This window comes from Clavibacter sp. GW821-FHT01D01, from assembly GCF_059422605.1.
The window spans coordinates 462,010-478,178 of record NZ_JBWKXC010000001.1; the positions used below are offsets into that span (position 1 = coordinate 462,010).

18 protein-coding genes are annotated in these 16,169 nt (G+C 74.4%); 7 read left to right on the forward strand and 11 right to left on the reverse strand.

Annotated features, from left to right (window positions below):
- The 7 genes from AC07VC_RS02340 to AC07VC_RS02370 all read right to left on the reverse strand — a co-directional run bounded on the left by AC07VC_RS02340 (position 1) and on the right by AC07VC_RS02370 (position 5,872).
- The gene (locus AC07VC_RS02340) at positions 1-975 is read right to left on the reverse strand and encodes a carbohydrate ABC transporter permease (RefSeq protein WP_494674565.1); all 975 of its coding nucleotides are present in this window, start codon (positions 973-975) and stop codon (positions 1-3) included.
- On the reverse strand, positions 975-2,273 hold the full coding sequence (locus AC07VC_RS02345; protein ID WP_494674564.1) for an ABC transporter substrate-binding protein: 1,299 nt from the start codon (positions 2,271-2,273) through the stop codon (positions 975-977). The genes AC07VC_RS02340 and AC07VC_RS02345 overlap by 1 nt, the downstream gene beginning before the upstream one ends.
- A 122-nt stretch (positions 2,274-2,395) precedes the next feature.
- Positions 2,396-2,767 (reverse strand): DUF202 domain-containing protein, encoded by a 372-nt coding sequence (locus AC07VC_RS02350; RefSeq protein ID WP_494674563.1) that lies wholly within the window; start codon positions 2,765-2,767, stop codon positions 2,396-2,398.
- Entirely contained in the window at positions 2,764-3,132 is a 369-nt protein-coding gene (locus tag AC07VC_RS02355) for a YidH family protein (RefSeq protein ID WP_494674562.1), read from the reverse strand. The genes AC07VC_RS02350 and AC07VC_RS02355 overlap by 4 nt, the downstream gene beginning before the upstream one ends.
- A gap of 19 nt (positions 3,133-3,151) precedes the next feature.
- The gene (locus AC07VC_RS02360; protein WP_494674561.1) at positions 3,152-4,018 is read right to left on the reverse strand and encodes an aldo/keto reductase family oxidoreductase; all 867 of its coding nucleotides are present in this window, start codon (positions 4,016-4,018) and stop codon (positions 3,152-3,154) included.
- A 115-nt stretch (positions 4,019-4,133) separates the two neighbouring features.
- Positions 4,134-5,423 (reverse strand): MFS transporter, encoded by a 1,290-nt coding sequence (locus AC07VC_RS02365; RefSeq protein ID WP_494674560.1) that lies wholly within the window; start codon positions 5,421-5,423, stop codon positions 4,134-4,136.
- Between the two features lie 50 nt (positions 5,424-5,473).
- Complete coding sequence (locus AC07VC_RS02370; protein ID WP_494674559.1) at positions 5,474-5,872, reverse strand: winged helix-turn-helix transcriptional regulator; 399 nt, start codon at positions 5,870-5,872, stop codon at positions 5,474-5,476.
- 104 nt (positions 5,873-5,976) lie between these two features.
- On the opposite strand from AC07VC_RS02370, the gene AC07VC_RS02375 reads away from it, so the two are divergent.
- Positions 5,977-6,840, forward strand: a complete 864-nt coding sequence (locus AC07VC_RS02375; protein WP_494674558.1) for an NAD(P)H-binding protein — start codon at positions 5,977-5,979, stop codon at positions 6,838-6,840.
- An 82-nt stretch (positions 6,841-6,922) separates the two neighbouring features.
- Here the strand turns inward: AC07VC_RS02375 and mmuM are convergent, their stop codons facing one another.
- Positions 6,923-7,855, reverse strand: a complete 933-nt coding sequence (gene mmuM, locus AC07VC_RS02380; RefSeq protein ID WP_494674557.1) for a homocysteine S-methyltransferase — start codon at positions 7,853-7,855, stop codon at positions 6,923-6,925.
- A 142-nt stretch (positions 7,856-7,997) separates the two neighbouring features.
- Between mmuM and AC07VC_RS02385 the strand changes: the two genes are divergently transcribed.
- Positions 7,998-8,507, forward strand: a complete 510-nt coding sequence (locus AC07VC_RS02385) for a MarR family winged helix-turn-helix transcriptional regulator (RefSeq protein WP_094116732.1) — start codon at positions 7,998-8,000, stop codon at positions 8,505-8,507.
- 67 nt (positions 8,508-8,574) lie between these two features.
- Entirely contained in the window at positions 8,575-9,273 is a 699-nt protein-coding gene (locus AC07VC_RS02390) for an HAD family hydrolase (protein WP_494674556.1), read from the forward strand.
- A 64-nt stretch (positions 9,274-9,337) separates the two neighbouring features.
- On the opposite strand, the gene AC07VC_RS02395 is transcribed toward AC07VC_RS02390, so the two are convergent.
- The 3 genes from AC07VC_RS02395 to AC07VC_RS02405 all read right to left on the reverse strand — a co-directional run bounded on the left by AC07VC_RS02395 (position 9,338) and on the right by AC07VC_RS02405 (position 11,303).
- Positions 9,338-10,621, reverse strand: a complete 1,284-nt coding sequence (locus AC07VC_RS02395) for a uracil-xanthine permease family protein (RefSeq protein WP_317230307.1) — start codon at positions 10,619-10,621, stop codon at positions 9,338-9,340.
- 99 nt (positions 10,622-10,720) lie between these two features.
- Entirely contained in the window at positions 10,721-11,122 is a 402-nt protein-coding gene (locus AC07VC_RS02400; protein WP_317230308.1) for a hypothetical protein, read from the reverse strand.
- On the reverse strand, positions 11,106-11,303 hold the full coding sequence (locus AC07VC_RS02405; RefSeq protein ID WP_317230309.1) for a helix-turn-helix transcriptional regulator: 198 nt from the start codon (positions 11,301-11,303) through the stop codon (positions 11,106-11,108). The genes AC07VC_RS02400 and AC07VC_RS02405 overlap by 17 nt, the downstream gene beginning before the upstream one ends.
- Positions 11,304-11,394: 91 nt before the next feature.
- Here AC07VC_RS02405 and AC07VC_RS02410 point away from each other — a divergent pair, with 91 nt between their 5' ends.
- The 4 genes from AC07VC_RS02410 to AC07VC_RS02425 are packed head-to-tail and all read left to right on the forward strand — an operon-like array spanning position 11,395 to position 16,160.
- Positions 11,395-13,377 (forward strand): M13 family metallopeptidase, encoded by a 1,983-nt coding sequence (locus tag AC07VC_RS02410; RefSeq protein WP_494674555.1) that lies wholly within the window; start codon positions 11,395-11,397, stop codon positions 13,375-13,377.
- A 22-nt stretch (positions 13,378-13,399) separates the two neighbouring features.
- On the forward strand, positions 13,400-14,332 hold the full coding sequence (locus tag AC07VC_RS02415; RefSeq protein ID WP_317230311.1) for a serine hydrolase: 933 nt from the start codon (positions 13,400-13,402) through the stop codon (positions 14,330-14,332).
- Positions 14,333-14,380: 48 nt separating this feature from the next.
- On the forward strand, positions 14,381-15,133 hold the full coding sequence (locus AC07VC_RS02420; RefSeq protein ID WP_317230312.1) for a histidine phosphatase family protein: 753 nt from the start codon (positions 14,381-14,383) through the stop codon (positions 15,131-15,133).
- A 46-nt stretch (positions 15,134-15,179) separates the two neighbouring features.
- Positions 15,180-16,160, forward strand: a complete 981-nt coding sequence (locus AC07VC_RS02425) for a 1,4-dihydroxy-2-naphthoate polyprenyltransferase (protein WP_317230313.1) — start codon at positions 15,180-15,182, stop codon at positions 16,158-16,160.
- Positions 16,161-16,169: the final 9 nt, after the last annotated feature.

The following is a 16,169-nucleotide window of genomic DNA, read 5'->3' on the forward strand; positions in this document are numbered from 1 at the left end:
TCAGTCCACGAGGTCCCGGGAGCGGCTGGAGTACCAGCGCACCACGGTGAAGGCGAGCATGACGAGGAGCAGCACGACGCCGATGGCGGCCGCGTAGCCCTGGTCGCGGGTGACGAACCCCTGGTCGTAGGCGTACGTCACGATGACCGAGGTGGCATTGCCGGGGCCGCCGCCGGTCATCACGAAGACGAGGTCGAAGACCTGGAACGAGTAGATGACGTTGAGGATCAGCAGGAAGAACGACGACGGCCCCACGAGCGGCACCGTGAGGTACCGGAAGCGCTGCCAGCCGTTCGCGCCGTCGAGGCGGCCGGCCTCGTACACGCCCGCGTCGACCGACTGCAGCCCCGCCAGGTAGATGAGCATGTTGAACCCGACGCGCCACCACAGCGTGATGAGCACGATCGAGACGAACGCGGCCGTGCCGTCCGACTGCCACGGGACGCCCGGCAGCCCCACGGCGCGCACGAGCTTGTCGATGAGGCCGCTGTTCTCGTCGAAGAGGAGCACGCCGATGAGCGCGGTCGCGACCCCCGAGATGGCCATGGGGAGGATGAGGATCGAGCGGAACAGCCCGCGCGCCGGCAGCACCGAGTCCAGCAGCACGGCGGCGCCGAGGCCGAGGCCCATCGACAGCGGCGTGACGATCAGCGTGAAGAGCACCGTGTTGGCGGCGGACCGCCAGAAGACCGGGTCGGAGACCAGGCGCTGGTAGTTGTCGAGCCCGGTGAAGGTGCCACCGCCGAAGCCGTCGGTGCGCTGGAGGCTCACGAAGACCGCCCACACGAGCGGCACGAGCACGAAGAGGCCCAGCAGGAGGAGGTTCGGCGTGAGGAGCATCCACGCGACCGCCGCCTCGCCGCGCGAGCGCGTGCGGCGGCGGTGCGGCGGACGGTCCGCGCGTCCCGCACCCGCGGGCGTCGTGCCCGGGGTGCGGGCGGGGGCGCCCGTCCGCACCCCGGGTGCCGCGGTCATCAGCCCGCCTGGACGGCGGACGCGATGCCCGCGGAGAGCGCGGCGACCACGTCGTCCGTCGACGCGTCGCTCGTGAACGCCTTCTCCAGCTCGTCCTGCAGCACCGTGATGATGCGCGACATCGACGGCGAGGCGACCTGCCCCGAGTCGGAGGCCTGCACGGTGCTCGCCTGGCCGACGTAGACGGGAGCGAGCTCGGGGCGCACCGCGAACTCGATGCCGGAGTCGATGAGGTCCTGCCGCGTGGGCAGCAGCGACGCGCCCTCGCAGAACGCGCGCATGGCGTCCTCCTGCGTGACGAAGTCGAGGAAGGCGGCGGCCAGCGCGGGATCCGCCACGTCCTTCGTGACCACCAGCGCGTTGCCGCCGAAGTCGCTGGCGGCGCGCACGTCCCGGGGGGCGAAGGTCGCGCCCCACTCGAAGTCGAGGGTGTCGGTGGCATCGGGGATGGAGAACGCGCCGGAGAAGACCATCGCCGTGGTCTGCGCGTACCAGCTGTCCTGCGCGTAGGTGGAGGACTTGATCGTGTCGTTGTCGGGCACGTAGCCCTTCTCGAAGAACGAGCGGGTGAAGTCCACGGCCTTCCGCGCCGCGTCGGAGTCGATGGCGGCGTCCGCGAGGTCCTCGGTGAGGAAGCGGCCGTCGGCCTCGAACAGCCAGGTGAGCCAGCGGGTCACGCCGTTGCCCTGCCAGTTGTACGCGAACGGGTACTGGTCGGCGGGGAGTGCGGCGCGCAGCTGCGCGGCGACGGCGTCGAACTCCTCCCAGGTCCAGGCGTCCTCGAGCGTCGTCGGGATGTCGGTGACGCCGGCGGCGTCCATGAGGGCCGTGTTGTAGAGGATCGCCGTGGTGTCGGTGTGGTGCGGCACGCCGAAGGGGGCGTCGCCGTTCTGCACGGCCGCCCACGCGCCCCGCGTGAAGCGGTCGCCGAAGTCGGCGGGCAGGTGGTCGGAGAGGTCGAGCAGCTGGTCGCGCCCGGCGTAGCTGCCGAACGTGTAGTACGGCACGCGGAAGACGTCCGGCGGGTTGCCGGCCTGCAGCTGCGCGTCGATGTTGGTGAACATCTGCTCGTACGGCACGGCGTTCAGCTCCACCGTGGATCCCGGGTTCGCCTCCTGGAACCGGGCGATCTGGTCGCGGAAGCCGGCGAGCTCGGAGTCCGTCCCCCAGGTGGTGAAGGCGAGCGTGCCGGCCGCGGCGGAGGTGGCGGGCTTGCTGAAGCCCGCGCAGCTCGCGAGGAGCGCGGTCAGCGAGACGGCTCCGGTGGCGGTGAGGAAGCGGCGGCGGTCGAGTTCCATGGGGGCCTTTCCGAGGGGTGCGCAGGGGCGCGCGGCGGACGCCATGCGGTGTCATGCCATTCGATACCCCGGCCGGGGGGCATCGTGGATCCTCGGATGCGCCCGTCAGATCTGCTGTCCCGTCAGCGCACGAGCGCGACGGCCAGCGCGGCGAGCCCCGCGACCGCCGTGAGCGCCGCGACGAGCGCGGGCAGCCCGCCGTCGGGGAGCGCGGCCTCGGCCGGCGCGGCCGGGTCGGCGGCCTCCGTCGTGAGGATCCGGTGCACCCGCCGGTAGCGCCGGTGCGCGGTGACGAGCACGCCCAGCGCGAGCGCCACCCCGGCGAACGCCAGCGCGAGGCCGGGCACGCCGAGCACCGCGGGGAGGGTGCGCAGCCCGAGCAGGGATCCGACGACGAGCGCGAGCGCGGTGCGCCGCCACGCGAGGGCCGTGCGCTCGGGCTGGAGCCCCGGGTCGTACGGCCTGTCGTGGCGCGCGGCGTCGGGACCGCTCACGCCGTGAGGACCCCGAGCAGCACGAGCACCCCGGCGACCGCCACCGCGATCCCGAGCGGCAGCGACAGGACGGACGACGGCAGCGGGCGGTCGCGGCGGAGGGCCCGTTCGGTGCGCATCCAGCCGGTCCACGCCTGCGCTGGCGCCGCGATGCCGGTCACGATGAGCACGACCGACGCCGCGAGCCGGAACCCGGGCTGCAGCCCGAGCCCCAGCGCCTCGAGCGCGACCCCGCCGGCCAGCAGGGCGAGCGAGGTGCGGATCCAGGCGAGGAACGTCCGCTCGTTGGCGAGCGTGAACCGCACGTCGGGCTCGGTCCCCTCGCGGTAGACGCGGCGCGGGAAGCGGCGGTCGGGGGCGGTCATGCGGCCATCCTCCCGCGGATCAGCCGCCGATCCCCTCCAGCTCCGCGAGCGCGTCCTCGGGCAGGCGGATCCGCGCGCCCTGCACGTTCTCCCGCAGGTGCTCGACGGACGACGTGCCGGCGATGACCAGCACGTTCGGCGACCGCTGCAGGAGCCACGCGAGCGCGACCGGCAGCGGCGCGGATCCGAGCGACGCGGCCACCCGCGACAGCGTCTCCGACTGCAGCGGCGAGAACCCGCCGAGCGGGAAGTAGGGCACGTACGCGATGCCGTCCGCGGCCAGCTCGTCGATGAGCGCGTCGTCGTCGCGGCGGGCCAGGTTGTAGTGGTTCTGCACCGACACGATCGGCGCGATCGCGCGGGCCTCGGCCACCTGCGCGGGCGTCACGTTGCTCACGCCCAGGTGGCGGACGAGCCCCTCCCGCTGCAGCTCCGCCAACGCCGTGAACGGCTCCTCGATCGACCCGTCGGTGGGGCTGTCGAACGCGCCCACGCGGAGGTTCACGACGTCGAGCACGTCGAGCGTCAGGTGGGTGAGGTTGTCGTAGACCACCTGGCGGAGCTCGTCCGCGGAGAGCGCCTGCGGCCAGCGGCCCTTCGCGTCGCGGAGCGACCCGACCTTCGTCACGATGTGCAGGTGCTCCGGGTACGGGAACAGCGCCTCCTCGATGACGGCGTTGGTGTGCCCGGGGCCGTAGAAGTCGGCCGTGTCGATGTGGGTGATCCCGAGCGCCACGGCCTCGCGCAGCACGGCGCGGGCGGCGTCCGGATCGGCGGGCGGGCCGAACACGCGCGGCCCGGCGAGCTGCATGGCGCCGTAGCCGAAGCGCGTGACGGTGAGGTCGTCGGCGAGGGGGAAGAGCCCTCCGGGCAGGTCGGTGGACATGGGATCCTCTCGGGTCGCGGGCGTCCGCCCACTCTCCCGCGGGCGGACGCGCGGCCGGCCGCACTCGCAGGAGCCCGTGAGCGGATCCGCGCGGAGCGGCCCGCGGCCGGGCGGCCTAGGAGGCGCCCGGCGCGGCCTGCGCCGCCGGATGCGCGCGCCGGGTCGCCAGCACGCGCGAGAAGACCAGCACGAGGAGCCCGGCGGCCGGGATGAAGATGAGCCCGAGGCGCAGCGACGACGCGTCCGCGATGGCGCCGACGATCGGCGGAGACACCAGGAACCCGACCCGCAGCAGCCAGCCGACGATGGTGAGCCCCGTGCCGGGCTTGAACCCGGGCAGCTCGTCGGCGGCCTGCATGGCGGCCGGGATGAGGGTCGCGACGCCGAAGCCCGCGACGCCGAACCCGACGATGGTGCCGACGACGCTGGGGAACGCGAGCGCGCCGCCCATCCCGGCGAGCACCAGCACGCCGCCGAGGCGGGCGATGGCGCGCTGGCCGAAGCGGTCCACCATGCGGTCCCCGAGCATCCGGCCGATGAACTGCATGCCCTGGAGGGAGATGAAGCCGAGGCCCGCGACGAAGGCCGAGGCCTCGAGGTCGCGCGAGAGGTAGATGGCCGACCAGGTGCTGCCCGCGTCCTCCACGATCGCGCCGCCGGAGGCGATGATGACGAGCGCGAGGAGCACGCCGTACCGGGCCACGAGGCCGAGCGCGCGCGGGGAGGCGGCGCGCACGACGCCGTCCTCCGGATCCGCGGCGGGAGCGTGCGCGTGCGCCGCGCCGCCCTCGCCGGGCTCCGGCTCGGGGCCCTTCAGGAGCCAGGCGAGCGACACCACGGCGAACGCGCTGAAGAGGACCGCGGTGAGGGAGAGGTGCACGAGGATCGGCAGCCGCACCTGCGCGGCGGCCGCGCCCATGATCCCGCCGGTGACCGCGCCGATGGACCAGACCGCGTGGAACGAGTTGATGATCGAGCGCCCGTACAGCCGCTGCACTCGCAGCGCGTGCGAGTTCTGCGCGACGTCGGTGATGGAGTCCATGGCGCCGGCGAGGAACAGGGCGCCCGCGAGCACCAGCCACCCGGGGGCGAGGCCGGCCAGCAGGATCCCGACGGAGGCCAGCACCGTGGCGGCCACGGCGACGCGCGCCGACCGGTACCGGCGGATGAGGACGCCCGCGGCGAGCCCCGCGATGAGCGCCCCGAGCGGCGACGCGGCGACGGCGGCCCCGAACTCGACGTCGGCGAGCCCCAGCTCCGCCTTGAGCGCGGGGTAGCGCGGCAGCAGGTTCGCGAAGATCGCGCCGTTGGTGAAGAACAGGATGCCGACGGCGACGCGCGCGCGGCGGACGTCACGGGTGGGAGCGGGCGTGCGCGACAGCGTCGGCGCGGACGGGGAGGGCATGGGGCGTGATCTCTCTCTGGCCTCGCCCGGCGGCGATGCAGGTCTCCAGCCTAGGGACGCGCGGGGGCCTCCGACGACCGCTCGCCCGCCTGCTCGGCCATGTCGGCCACGAGGTCCATGAGGGGGATGAGCCGCGCGGACGCCTCGTGGCCGAGCTCGGTGAGCCGGTAGTCGACGCGCGGCGGGATGGTCGCCTGGGCGTCGCGGATGACGAACCCGTCTTCTGCGAGCGTGCGGAGGGTCGAGGCGAGCATCTTCTCGCTGATGCCCTCGATCTCCCGGCGGAGCTCGCCCCAGCGGCGGGATCCCTGCCCGAGGGCGAGCAGGACGAGGACGCCCCACTTGCTCGTGACGTGGTCGAGGAGAGTCCGCGACGGGCAGTTCGCGGGGTAGCGGCCCTCGGTCACGCCGGGCCGGTCGCGGGTCACCCGGAAGCTCATGTCGTGCATGCGACCAACTTACCTGAAAGTGGGTACCTCCCTGTGGGAAGCTCTTCGCCGTCGACCCGGTTGTCCCGGGCGTACCGCACCTCCCACGACTCGAAAGGCACCCCATGACCATCGTCGTCACCGCCGCCACCGGCCGCCTCGGATCGCGCATCGTCGCGTCCCTCCTCGCCCGCGGCGCCGCCGCGTCCGACGTGCTCGCCACCGCGCGCCGTCCCGAGGCCCTCGCGGACCTCGCCGCCCAGGGCGTGCGCACCGCGCGCCTGGAGTACACCGACGCCGACAGCGTGACCGCGGCCATCCAGCCCGGCGACACCCTCGTGCTCGTCTCCGGCAGCGAGGTGGGCCAGCGCGTCCCGCAGCACACCACCGTCATCCAGGCCGCGAAGGCCGCGGGCGTCGGCCGGATCCTCTACACGAGCGTCCTCCGCGCCACCACCACCGAGCTGTTCATCGCGGGCGAGCACAAGGCCACCGAGGAGGTCCTCGCCGCCTCGGGCGTGCCCGTCACGCTCCTCCGCAACGGCTGGTACACCGAGAACTACGCGGCCACCGTCGACGCCGTGCGGCAGTCCGGGGGCCTCCTCACGAGCGCGGGCGACGGCATCGTCGCGAGCGCCACCATCGCCGACTTCGCCGAGGGGATCGCCGTCGCGGCCCTCGACGACTCGCTCGCCGGGCGGACGCTCGAGCTCGCGGGCGACGAGCGCTGGACGCAGGACGACCTCGCCGCCGCGATCTCCGGCATCGTCGGCCAGCCCGTCCCCGTGTCGCGGGTCTCGTCGGAGGAGCACGCGAGCATCCTCGGCGGCGCCGGCCTCGACGAGGGCACCATCGGCTTCCTGGTGGGCCTCGACGCCGCCACGGCCGCCGGTCAACTCGACGACCGGACGGGCGACCTCGCCCGCCTCCTCGGCCGCCCCACCACCTCGCTCGCCGAGGGCCTGCGCCAGGCGGTCGCGAGCGCCTGAGCCGCGGACGGATCCGGACCCGAGCCGGATCCGCACGCGACGACGGCCCGCCTCCCTCGGGGCGGGCCGTCGTCGCGCGGCGTCAGCCGAGCGCGTCGCGCATGCGCCGCACCTCGGCCGGCCCCACCCGGCAGCAGCCGCCGACCAGCGACGCGCCCGCCGCGATCCACGCGTCGACGGACGGCAGGGCCGGGTCGCCGCCCCAGCCCCGGGCGACCGCGTCCCAGCGCTCCCCGGAGTTCGGATAGACCACCACGGGCCGGTCGGTCACCGCGCGGGCAGCGGCGATCGCGCCCGGCACCTCGTCCGGGTGCGCGCAGTTGATCCCGACGGCCGCGACCTCGTCGGCCTCCTCCACCAGTGCGAACCCCTCGCGCATCGGCTGGCCGGACCGCAGCCGCCCGTCCGCGACCGTGAACGCGAGCCACACCCGCGCGCCCGAGCCGCGCGCGAGGTCCACCAGCGCCCGGCCCTCGTCGAGGCTCGGGATCGTCTCGCAGGCGAGGAGGTCGGCGCCCGCGTCGGCGAGCACGGCGAACCGCGGGGCGTGCCAGCGGCGCAACTCGTCGCGGGTGAGGCCCGAGGACCCGCGGTACTCCGACCCGTCGCCGAGCGTGGCGCCGTAGGGGCCCACGGACGCGGCGATCCAGCGGTCGCGCGGGGCGCGGGGCGGTCGTCCCGCGGCCGCGTCGCCCGCCGCGTCCTCCCGCGCGGCGCCGTCGCGCGCCTCGGCGGCGAGCCGCACGCTCGCGCGGAGCAGCGCCTCGGTGGCGGCGGCGTCCAGGCCGCGGCGCGCGAAGGCCTCGAAGCCCACCTGGTACGACGCCGTGATCGCCACGTCCGCCCCGGCGCGGTTGTACTCCGCGTGCGCGGACCGGATCGCGTCGGGCTCCTCGGCGAGCACGCGCGCGCTCCAGAGCGGATCCGTCAGGTCGTGCCCGCGCGCCTCCAGCAGCGTGCCGAGGCCGCCGTCGAGCACCAGCGGGCGGTCGGGGAGGGGGAGCGGGCGGGCCATGCCGACATCCTGCCGGAGCGCGTCGGCGGATCCGGCCGGTGACGCCGCGCGACGCCGCGCATCCGCCACGCGCCCGCGGGCCCGCCCCGCGTCCCGCCCCGCGTCCGTGCCGGGTACCGTGGAGGCGACGGTGGGAGTCCCGATGAAGGATGACGACGACGTCGACCTGGTGATCGACGCGTGGGGCGCGGCCATGCCCGACGTCGACTTCGCGCCGCTCGACGTGGTGTCGCGGCTGCGGCGCCTGCTGCCGCAGATGCAGCGGATCCGCGAGGGCGCCTTCGCCGCCGAGGGCCTGACGACGAGCGAGTTCGAGTTCCTGTCCGTGCTCCGCCAGCAGGGCGACGCGGGCCTCACGCGCGCGGGCCTCGCCGAGCGCCTCGGCACCGACACCGGCAGCCTCGTGCACCGGGTGAACCGGCTGACGGCGCGCTCCTTCATCACGCGCGAGGAGGATCCGGCGGGCGGCCGCAGCCGGCTCGTCGTGCTCACCCCCTTCGGCATCGAGCGGGTCGACCGGGCGATGCGCCGGCTCGTCGCCGACGAGGACGAGGTGCTCGCCGACCTCAGCCGCGAGCAGGTCGCGACCCTCATCGACAGCCTCCGCGTGATCGCGCGCACCACCGAGCGGGTCCGCGCGCGCCGCTCCTGATCCTCCGGGCATCCCGAGCGGGCATCCGTGCGGGTCGCACGGAGGTGCGCCGGAGCACGATGGACGCATGGCCGACACCGATCGCATCCCGCCCGCCGTCCTCTTCGACATCGACGAGACCCTCATCCACACGGGCGGCTCCGGCACCCGCAGCTGGGCGATGGCGTTCCGGGACGTGCACGACGTCGACGCCGACATCGGCGAGCACTCCTCCGCCGGGGAGACCGATCCCCAGGTGGGCACGGCGACGTTCCGCGGCGTCCTGGGCCGCGATCCGCAGCCCGCCGAGCTCGCGCGCCTCTACGCCTCCTACCTCCGGCACCTCGCCGACGACATCCGCGTCTCCGAGGGCTACCGCGTGCTCGACGGCGCCGAGGCCCTGCTCGACCGGCTCGCCGACGCGGGCGTCGTGCTCGGCGTCGTCTCCGGCGCGATGGAGGGCGCGGCCCGCACGAAGATGGAGCCCGCCCGCCTCGGCCGCTTCTTCGTGTTCGGCGCCTACGGGTCGGACTCGCCCGACCGGGTCGACGTGGTGCGCCGCGCGATCGCGACCGCCGGGACCCTGCGCGGTGCCGCGCCCGGCCACGACGAGGTGCTCGTCGTCGGCGACACCCCGAACGACATCACCTCCGCGCACGACGCGGGTGCCACGGCGGTCGGCGTCGCGAGCGGCCACTACTCGGCCGACGAGCTGCGGGACGCGGGCGCGGACCTCGTGCTCGAGTCGCTGGAGGACCCGGCGCTCGAGCGCCTGCTCGGCCTCTGAGCCCGGGCCCGCGCCCCCGCCGGCCCGCGAGGCCGGCCTGCGCCGCCGACCTGCGCCGCCTGCGCTAGTCGGTCCCGCGCAGCCGCGCGACCGTGCTCATCACGTGGTAGACGACGATCGCCGCGACCGTGCCGAGCGCGATGCCGTTGAACGAAACCGTGCCGAGCGTGAAGGTGAAGGGCGCGATCGCGACGATGAGCGCGGTCGCGGCGGTGAGCTGGTTGACGGGCTTGGCGAAGTCGACCCGGTTGTCCATCCAGATCTTCACGCCGATGATCCCGATGAGCCCGTAGAGCGCGGTGGTCACGCCGCCGAGCACGCCCGCGGGGATCGTGTTGATGACCGCGCCGACCTTGGGGGAGAGCCCGAGCAGCACCGCGAAGGCGCCCGCGACCCAGTACGCGGCGGTCGAGTAGACGCGCGTGGCCGCCATCACGCCGATGTTCTCGCCGTAGGTCGTGGTTCCGGATCCGCCGCCGAGGCCCGCGAGCACCGTCGCGATGCCGTCCGCGAGGAGCGCCCGGCCGGTCAGCCTGTTGACCGAGCCGTCGGTCATCTGCGCGACGCCGCGGATGTGCCCCACGTTCTCCGCGACGAGCACGAGCACGACGGGCAGGAACGCGGGCAGCAGCGCCCAGAACTGCGGCGTGATCTCCGGCGAGTGGAACTCCGGCAGCCCGATCCACGCGGCGTCCGCGATGGCCGAGAAGTCGACCTCCGATCGGATGACCGCCACCACGTACCCGACGACGACGCCGAGCACGATGGAGAGCCGGCCGAGGATCCCGCGGAACAGCACGGTGGAGAGGATCACGACGGCGAGCGTGATGGTGGCCGTCACGGGCGCCACCACGAAGTTGTCGCGCGCCGCGGAGGCGAGGTTGAACCCGATCAGCGCCACGATCGCGCCGGCGACCACGGGCGGCAGGAGCGCGTCGATCCAGCCGGTGCCGGTGAGCTGCACGATGCCGCCGACGACGGCCAGCAGGATCCCGACCGCGACGATGCCCGCGAGCGCCGCCCCGATGCCGCCGCCGCCCGAGGCGGTCGCCGCGTTGGCGGCGAGGATCGGCGCGATGAACGCGAACGACGAGCCGAGGTAGCTGGGGAGCCGGTTCCGCGTGATGAGGAGGAACAGCAGCGTCCCGATCCCGGAGAAGAACAGGGTGGTCGTGGGCGGGAAGCCCGTGAGCACGGGCACCAGGAAGGTCGCGCCGAACATCGCGACGACGTGCTGCATGCCGAGGCCGATGGTGCGCGGCCAGGTGAGGCGCTCGCCGGGGCCGACGACCGCGGAGGCGTCCACCGCCTTGCCGTCGCCGTGGAGGGTCCAGATCTGTCGGGCCATGCTCGCCTGCTCTCGCGCGGGTGTGTGGGGAGACGCCCCGATCCGCGAGCGTACCGACGCCGTGTTGCGGTGGCGTTTCCGCGCGCGGATCCGCGCGGCTCAGCTCCGCCGGACGACCACGGCGTTCGCGACGGCCCACACGGAGGCGAGCGCGAGCATCTGCCCCCAGATGAACCAGTGGATCTCGCCCTGCAGCGTGGTGACGACGAACGCCACGACGGAGATGACGAGCGCCGCGACGCCGACCACGGCGAACCCCTGCTGCGCCAGCCGGCCGTCGCGCTCGTCGCGGTACTCGAGCCCGTTGATGCGCGTCACGTCGCTCGCGCCCGGCCGGGACGCCTGCAGGGCGCCGCCGAACCCGATCGCGCCCATGAAGGCGAGCACGAAGGCGGACCCGGGGTTCCCCGCGATCAGCGCGACCAGCGCGCCGACGCCGAACACGGACACGAGCAGCACGTTCACGCGGGAGATCCCGCGGCGTTCATTCGTCCTCGACATGGAAGACCTCCTCGACGGATCGGTGGAAGAAGCGGGCCGTCCGGACGGCCAGGGCGAGCGACGGGTCGTAGCGGCCCGTCTCGATGGCGTTCACGGTCTGGCGGGAGACGCCGAGCGCGGTGGCGAGGGCCTGCTGGGAGAGCCCGGCGGCCGTCCGGAGCCCCTTCACCTCGCTGCGCATGGATGACAAGCTAGCTTTACACCGGGAACGTGTCAAGCGCGCTTTACACATCGTCCGGGAGGGCGGCAGCCGGGGCGCCTAGGCTGGCCGCATGAGCGCCGAGACACCGCCGACCGGGATCCGCACCGACGAGCTGGACGCGGGGGTGCGCCCGCAGGACGACCTCTACCTCCACGTGAACGGCCGCTGGCTCGACCGCACCGCGATCCCCGACGACAAGGCCCGCTGGGGCTCGTTCCACCAGCTCGCGGAGGCGGCCGAGGAGGCCGTGCGGGTCATCATCGAGGAGGCCGTCGACGCCGCGCCCGGCACCGAGGAGCGCAAGACCGGCGACCTCCTCACGAGCTTCATGGACGAGGAGCGGGTGGAGGCGCTCGGCGTCGAGCCGATCCGCGACCAGCTCGACCAGGCCGCCGCCGTCGCCGACGTCCCGTCCTTCCTCGCCACGCTCGGCCGTCTCGAGCAGACCAACGTGAGCGGGCTCCTCGGCCTCTTCGTCGACAACGACCCGGGCGACCCCGAGCGCTACGTCGTGCAGATCGAGCAGGGCGGCATCGGCCTGCCCGACGAGAGCTACTACCGCGAGGAGGGCCACGCGGCCATCCGCGACGCGTACCGCGCCTTCGTCGAGCGCATGCTCGGCCTCGCACTGCTCGACGAGCCCGCGGCCCGCGCCGACCGCATCCTCGACCTCGAGACCCGCATCGCGGCCGCCCACTGGGACAACGTCCGCACGCGCGACAGCCAGGCCACCTACAACCTCACGACCTGGGCCGAGCTCCGCGACCTGGTCGCGCGCGCCGCCGGCGCCGACCTCGACGTCTGGCGCGACGCGCTGGAGGCGCCCGAGGGCGCGCTCGACGAGGTCGTCCTCCGCGAGCCGAGCTTCGCCGAGGGACTCGGCGCGCTCCTCACCGCCGACGAGGTCCCCGCGCTCCGCGACTGGCTCACCTGGCAGGTCGTCCGCTCGAACGCGGCGCTCCTCCCGAGGGCCTTCTCCGAGGCGAGCTTCGACTTCTACGGCCGCACCCTCACCGGCGCCCCTGAGCAGCGCGCCCGCTGGAAGCGCGGCGTCGCGCTCGTCGAGGGCGCCATGGGCGAGGCCATCGGCCGGATCTACGTCGACCGCCACTTCTCCCGCACCGCCAAGGCGGAGATGGACGTGCTGGTCGGCCACCTCGTGGAGGCGTACCGCGACTCCATCTCCGGCCTCGACTGGATGACCGCGGAGACCCGCGGCCGGGCGCTCGAGAAGCTCGACGCGTTCACCCCGAAGATCGGCTTCCCCGACCGGTGGCGCGACTACTCGGCCCTCGAGATCGACCCGACCGACCTCGTGGGCAACGTCCGCGCGACCGCCCGGTTCGAGACCCGCCGCGAGCTCGCGAAGATCGGCGCCCCGCTCGACCGCGACGAGTGGTTCATGACGCCGCAGACCATCAACGCGTACTACAACCCCGGCTTCAACGAGATCGTGTTCCCGGCGGCCATCCTGCAGTTCCCGTTCTTCGACGAGGAGCGCGACCCGGCCGCCAACTACGGCGCGATCGGCGCGGTCATCGGCCACGAGATCGGCCACGGCTTCGACGACCAGGGCTCGCGCTACGACGGCGACGGCCGGCTCACCGACTGGTGGACCCCGGCCGACCGGGCCGCGTTCGAGCAGCGCACGGCGTCGCTCATCCAGCAGTACGACGCCCTCGTCCCGGCGCAGCTCACGGCCGACGACGCCCCGCACGTGAACGGCGCGCTGACCATCGGCGAGAACATCGGCGACCTGGGCGGCCTGTCCATCGCGTGGAAGGCCTACCTGATCTCGCTCGACGGCGCCGAGCCGCCCGTGATCGACGGGCTCACCGGCGCGGAGCGCTTCTTCCTCTCCTGGGCGCAGGCCTGGCAGCAGAAGGGCCGCGACGCGGAGGTCACGCGCCTGCTCGCCATCGACCCGCACGCGCCGAACGAGTTCCGCTGCAACCAGATCGTCCGCAACATCGACGCCTTCTACGCGGCGTTCGACGTGCGGCCGGGCGACGGCCTCTGGCTCGACGAGGAGGCCCGCGTCACCATCTGGTGACGCGCGGGGCGCGGGCCGCACGATGAGCGCGACCGAGGAGGATCCGCCCCACCGCCCCCGGCACGCCGGGGGCGGCCCGGCGCGCCACCGCGGGCAGGAGCCCACCGACGGCTTCCGCTCCGCCTTCCGCGCGCTCGGCGTCCTCGCCCTCGACGGGATGAGCGTGGCGGCCCGCGCCACCGACCTCGACTCGGGCGCCGTGGTGCTCGCGGTCGACGACCACGTGGCCCTGCCGGCCGCGGGGCTCGGCCGCGTGCTGCTGCTCGCGGAGCTGTCGGCCCGCATGACCTCGGGCGACCTCTCGCCGCTGCACCTCGTCGACCGCGGCGACGGCGACGAGGGCGGCACGGCGGGCCTCTGGCGCCACCTCGTGGTCCCGTCGCTGCCCGTCACCGACCTCGCGTCGCTCGTCGGCGCCACCGGCGACGCGGCCGCGACCAACGCGCTGCTCGGCCTCGTCGGCCTCGACGCCGTGCGCGCCCGCGCCGAGTCGCTCGGCCTCCGCCGGACGGCGCTCCTCGACGTGGCCCGCGGCACGCGCGGGCCGGACGACGCCCCGCAGCTCTCCGTGGGATCCGCCCGCGAGCTCGCGTCGCTCTTCGCCTCGCTCGTGCACGGCGAGGTGGTCGACGAGGAGACGAGCACGCGCGTCGTCGGCTGGCTCGCCCTCAACACCGACCGGTCGATGGTCGCGGCCTCCTTCGGGATGGACGCGCCCGCGAGCCGCGGCGGCGCGCACGGCATGGCCCTGGTCGACTGCACGGGCGTCGATGCGGGCGTGCGGGCGGAGGCGGGCGTGCTGCGCGGCCCGCGCGGCGCCGTCGCCTACGCCGTGATGGTGCACTTCGACGACGCCGGGCTCCGCGCCCGGCTGGCCGTGCGCGACGCCCTGGGCGTGGTCGGGCTCGACCTCCTGGAGCACGTGCACCGGGACGCCGGATCCGCCCGGGCGTAGAGTCGGATGTCGCCCGCCACCCTCCCGGGCGACGGAGGAGAGCCCCGCATGACCGGCATGAACCCCGCCACCGCCAAGCGCCTCGCCCGCGACGACGTGTCGCCGATGCACGCCGAGGTCGACGCGGCGATCGCCCGCGCGGAGATCCCCGGCACCCCGGAGTGGCAGGAGAAGGTCCGCGGCCGCATCGTCATGGTGCGCCACGGGCAGACCGAGTGGAGCGTCAACGGCCGCCACACCGGCACGACCGACATCCCCCTCACGGAGACCGGCGAGGAGCAGGCGCGCGCGGTCGGCGAGGTGCTCGCGGGCACGGAGTTCGGCCTGGTGCTCGCGAGCCCGCGGTCGCGCGCGCTCCGCACCGCCGAGCTCATCGGCTACCGCGATCAGGCTGAGGTCGACGATCGCCTGGTCGAGTTCGACTACGGCGCGTACGAGGGGCGCACCACGGCGGACATCCAGTCCGAGCGCGGCCACTGGGACCTCTGGACCGACGGCGTCCCCGCGGGCGACACCCCCGGCGAGACGTCCGGGCAGGTCCGCGCGCGCGTCCTCGAGGTGCTCGCGCGCGTGCTGCCGGTGCTCGAGTCCGGGCAGGACGTGCTGCTCGTCGCCCACGCCCACGTGATCCGCGCGCTCGCCGTGGCCTGGGTGGGCCTCCCCGCCGAGGCCGGCGGGATCCTCACGCTCTCGACCTCCACGCTCAGCGAGCTCGGCTTCGAGCACGGCCGCCACGCGATCATGCGCTGGAACTGCCCGGCCACCGGCTGGGCCCCGTCGCCCGTGGGCGGCAGCCGCTAGCCGTCGCCGCGGTCGGCCGCTCCGCCGCCGCGTAGGATCGCCCCTCGTGGCACAGAAGAAGAAGCGCACCCGGCAGGCCCCCTCGTCCGCAGCCCGCACCCGTCCGGGATCGCCCGCGACGGCGCGCTCCGGGAACCCGGCGAAGGCCCGGAAGGCCACCGCGCGCGACTGGATCTCCGGCGCCCGCATCCGCACCCTGCCGCTCGCCGTCGCGCCCGTCGCCATCGGCGCGGGCGCCGCCCGCGCGATGGGCCCGGACGGCCCCGACCTCGGCCTCGCGCTCCTCTGCCTCGCCGTCGCGGTGCTGCTGCAGATCGGCGTGAACTACGCCAACGACTACTCCGACGGGATCCGCGGCACCGATGCGGTGCGCGTCGGCCCCGCCCGCCTCACCGGATCCGGCGCCGCGAGGCCCCGCACCGTCCTCACCGTCGCGCTCGCGTTCTTCGGCCTCGCCGCGGTCGCCGGCCTCGTGATCGTGCTGATCACCGGCCACTGGTGGCTGCTCGCGGTCGGCGCCGTCGCCATCGTCGCGGCCTACTTCTACACCGGCGGCAAGCGCCCCTACGGCTACGCGGGCCTCGGCGACGTGGTCGTCTTCGTGTTCTTCGGCCTGGTCGCGACGGCGGGCACGCAGTTCATCCTCATCGGCCGGATCACGGGCGAGGGCTGGCTGGGCGGCGTCGCGGCGGGCGGCTTCGCCTGCGCGGTGCTGATGGTGAACAACATCCGCGACATCGACCAGGACGGGAAGGTCGGCAAGCGCACCCTCGCGGTGCGCCTCGGCCCGCGCTGGTCGCGCATCGTCTACTGCCTCATGGTCGCGGTGGCGTACGGCGTGCTCGTCTTCTTCAGCCTCTTCTACCCGAAGGCGCTGCTGGTGCTGTTCACGCTGGTCCTGGCGCTGCCGGCGGCCATCATCGCGTGCACCGGCCGCACCCCGAAGGAGCTGATCCTCTCGCTGCAGCTGACGAGCATGGCGGCGCTCACGTTCGGCTTGGGGCTCGGCGCCGCGTTCGCGTTCTGAGCCGGGAGG

Excerpts from the sequence above, each read along its gene's own strand:
- AC07VC_RS02365 (WP_494674560.1), bottom strand. The coding sequence starts at position 5,423 with ATGCCCTCCCCGTCCGCGCCGACGCTGTCGCGCACGCCCGCTCCCACC.
- AC07VC_RS02355 (WP_494674562.1), bottom strand. The coding sequence starts at position 3,132 with ATGACCGCCCCCGACCGCCGCTTCCCGCGCCGCGTCTACCGCGAGGGG.
- AC07VC_RS02360 (WP_494674561.1), bottom strand. The coding sequence starts at position 4,018 with ATGTCCACCGACCTGCCCGGAGGGCTCTTCCCCCTCGCCGACGACCTC.
- AC07VC_RS02405 (WP_317230309.1), bottom strand. The coding sequence starts at position 11,303 with ATGCGCAGCGAGGTGAAGGGGCTCCGGACGGCCGCCGGGCTCTCCCAG.
- AC07VC_RS02390 (WP_494674556.1), top strand. The coding sequence starts at position 8,575 with ATGGCCGACACCGATCGCATCCCGCCCGCCGTCCTCTTCGACATCGAC.
- AC07VC_RS02385 (WP_094116732.1), top strand. The coding sequence starts at position 7,998 with ATGAAGGATGACGACGACGTCGACCTGGTGATCGACGCGTGGGGCGCG.
- AC07VC_RS02375 (WP_494674558.1), top strand. The coding sequence starts at position 5,977 with ATGACCATCGTCGTCACCGCCGCCACCGGCCGCCTCGGATCGCGCATC.
- AC07VC_RS02410 (WP_494674555.1), top strand. The coding sequence starts at position 11,395 with ATGAGCGCCGAGACACCGCCGACCGGGATCCGCACCGACGAGCTGGAC.
- mmuM (WP_494674557.1), bottom strand. The coding sequence starts at position 7,855 with ATGGCCCGCCCGCTCCCCCTCCCCGACCGCCCGCTGGTGCTCGACGGC.
- AC07VC_RS02420 (WP_317230312.1), top strand. The coding sequence starts at position 14,381 with ATGACCGGCATGAACCCCGCCACCGCCAAGCGCCTCGCCCGCGACGAC.
- AC07VC_RS02340 (WP_494674565.1), bottom strand. The coding sequence starts at position 975 with ATGACCGCGGCACCCGGGGTGCGGACGGGCGCCCCCGCCCGCACCCCG.
- AC07VC_RS02370 (WP_494674559.1), bottom strand. The coding sequence starts at position 5,872 with ATGCACGACATGAGCTTCCGGGTGACCCGCGACCGGCCCGGCGTGACC.
- AC07VC_RS02400 (WP_317230308.1), bottom strand. The coding sequence starts at position 11,122 with ATGTCGAGGACGAATGAACGCCGCGGGATCTCCCGCGTGAACGTGCTG.
- AC07VC_RS02415 (WP_317230311.1), top strand. The coding sequence starts at position 13,400 with ATGAGCGCGACCGAGGAGGATCCGCCCCACCGCCCCCGGCACGCCGGG.
- AC07VC_RS02395 (WP_317230307.1), bottom strand. The coding sequence starts at position 10,621 with ATGGCCCGACAGATCTGGACCCTCCACGGCGACGGCAAGGCGGTGGAC.
- AC07VC_RS02345 (WP_494674564.1), bottom strand. The coding sequence starts at position 2,273 with ATGGAACTCGACCGCCGCCGCTTCCTCACCGCCACCGGAGCCGTCTCG.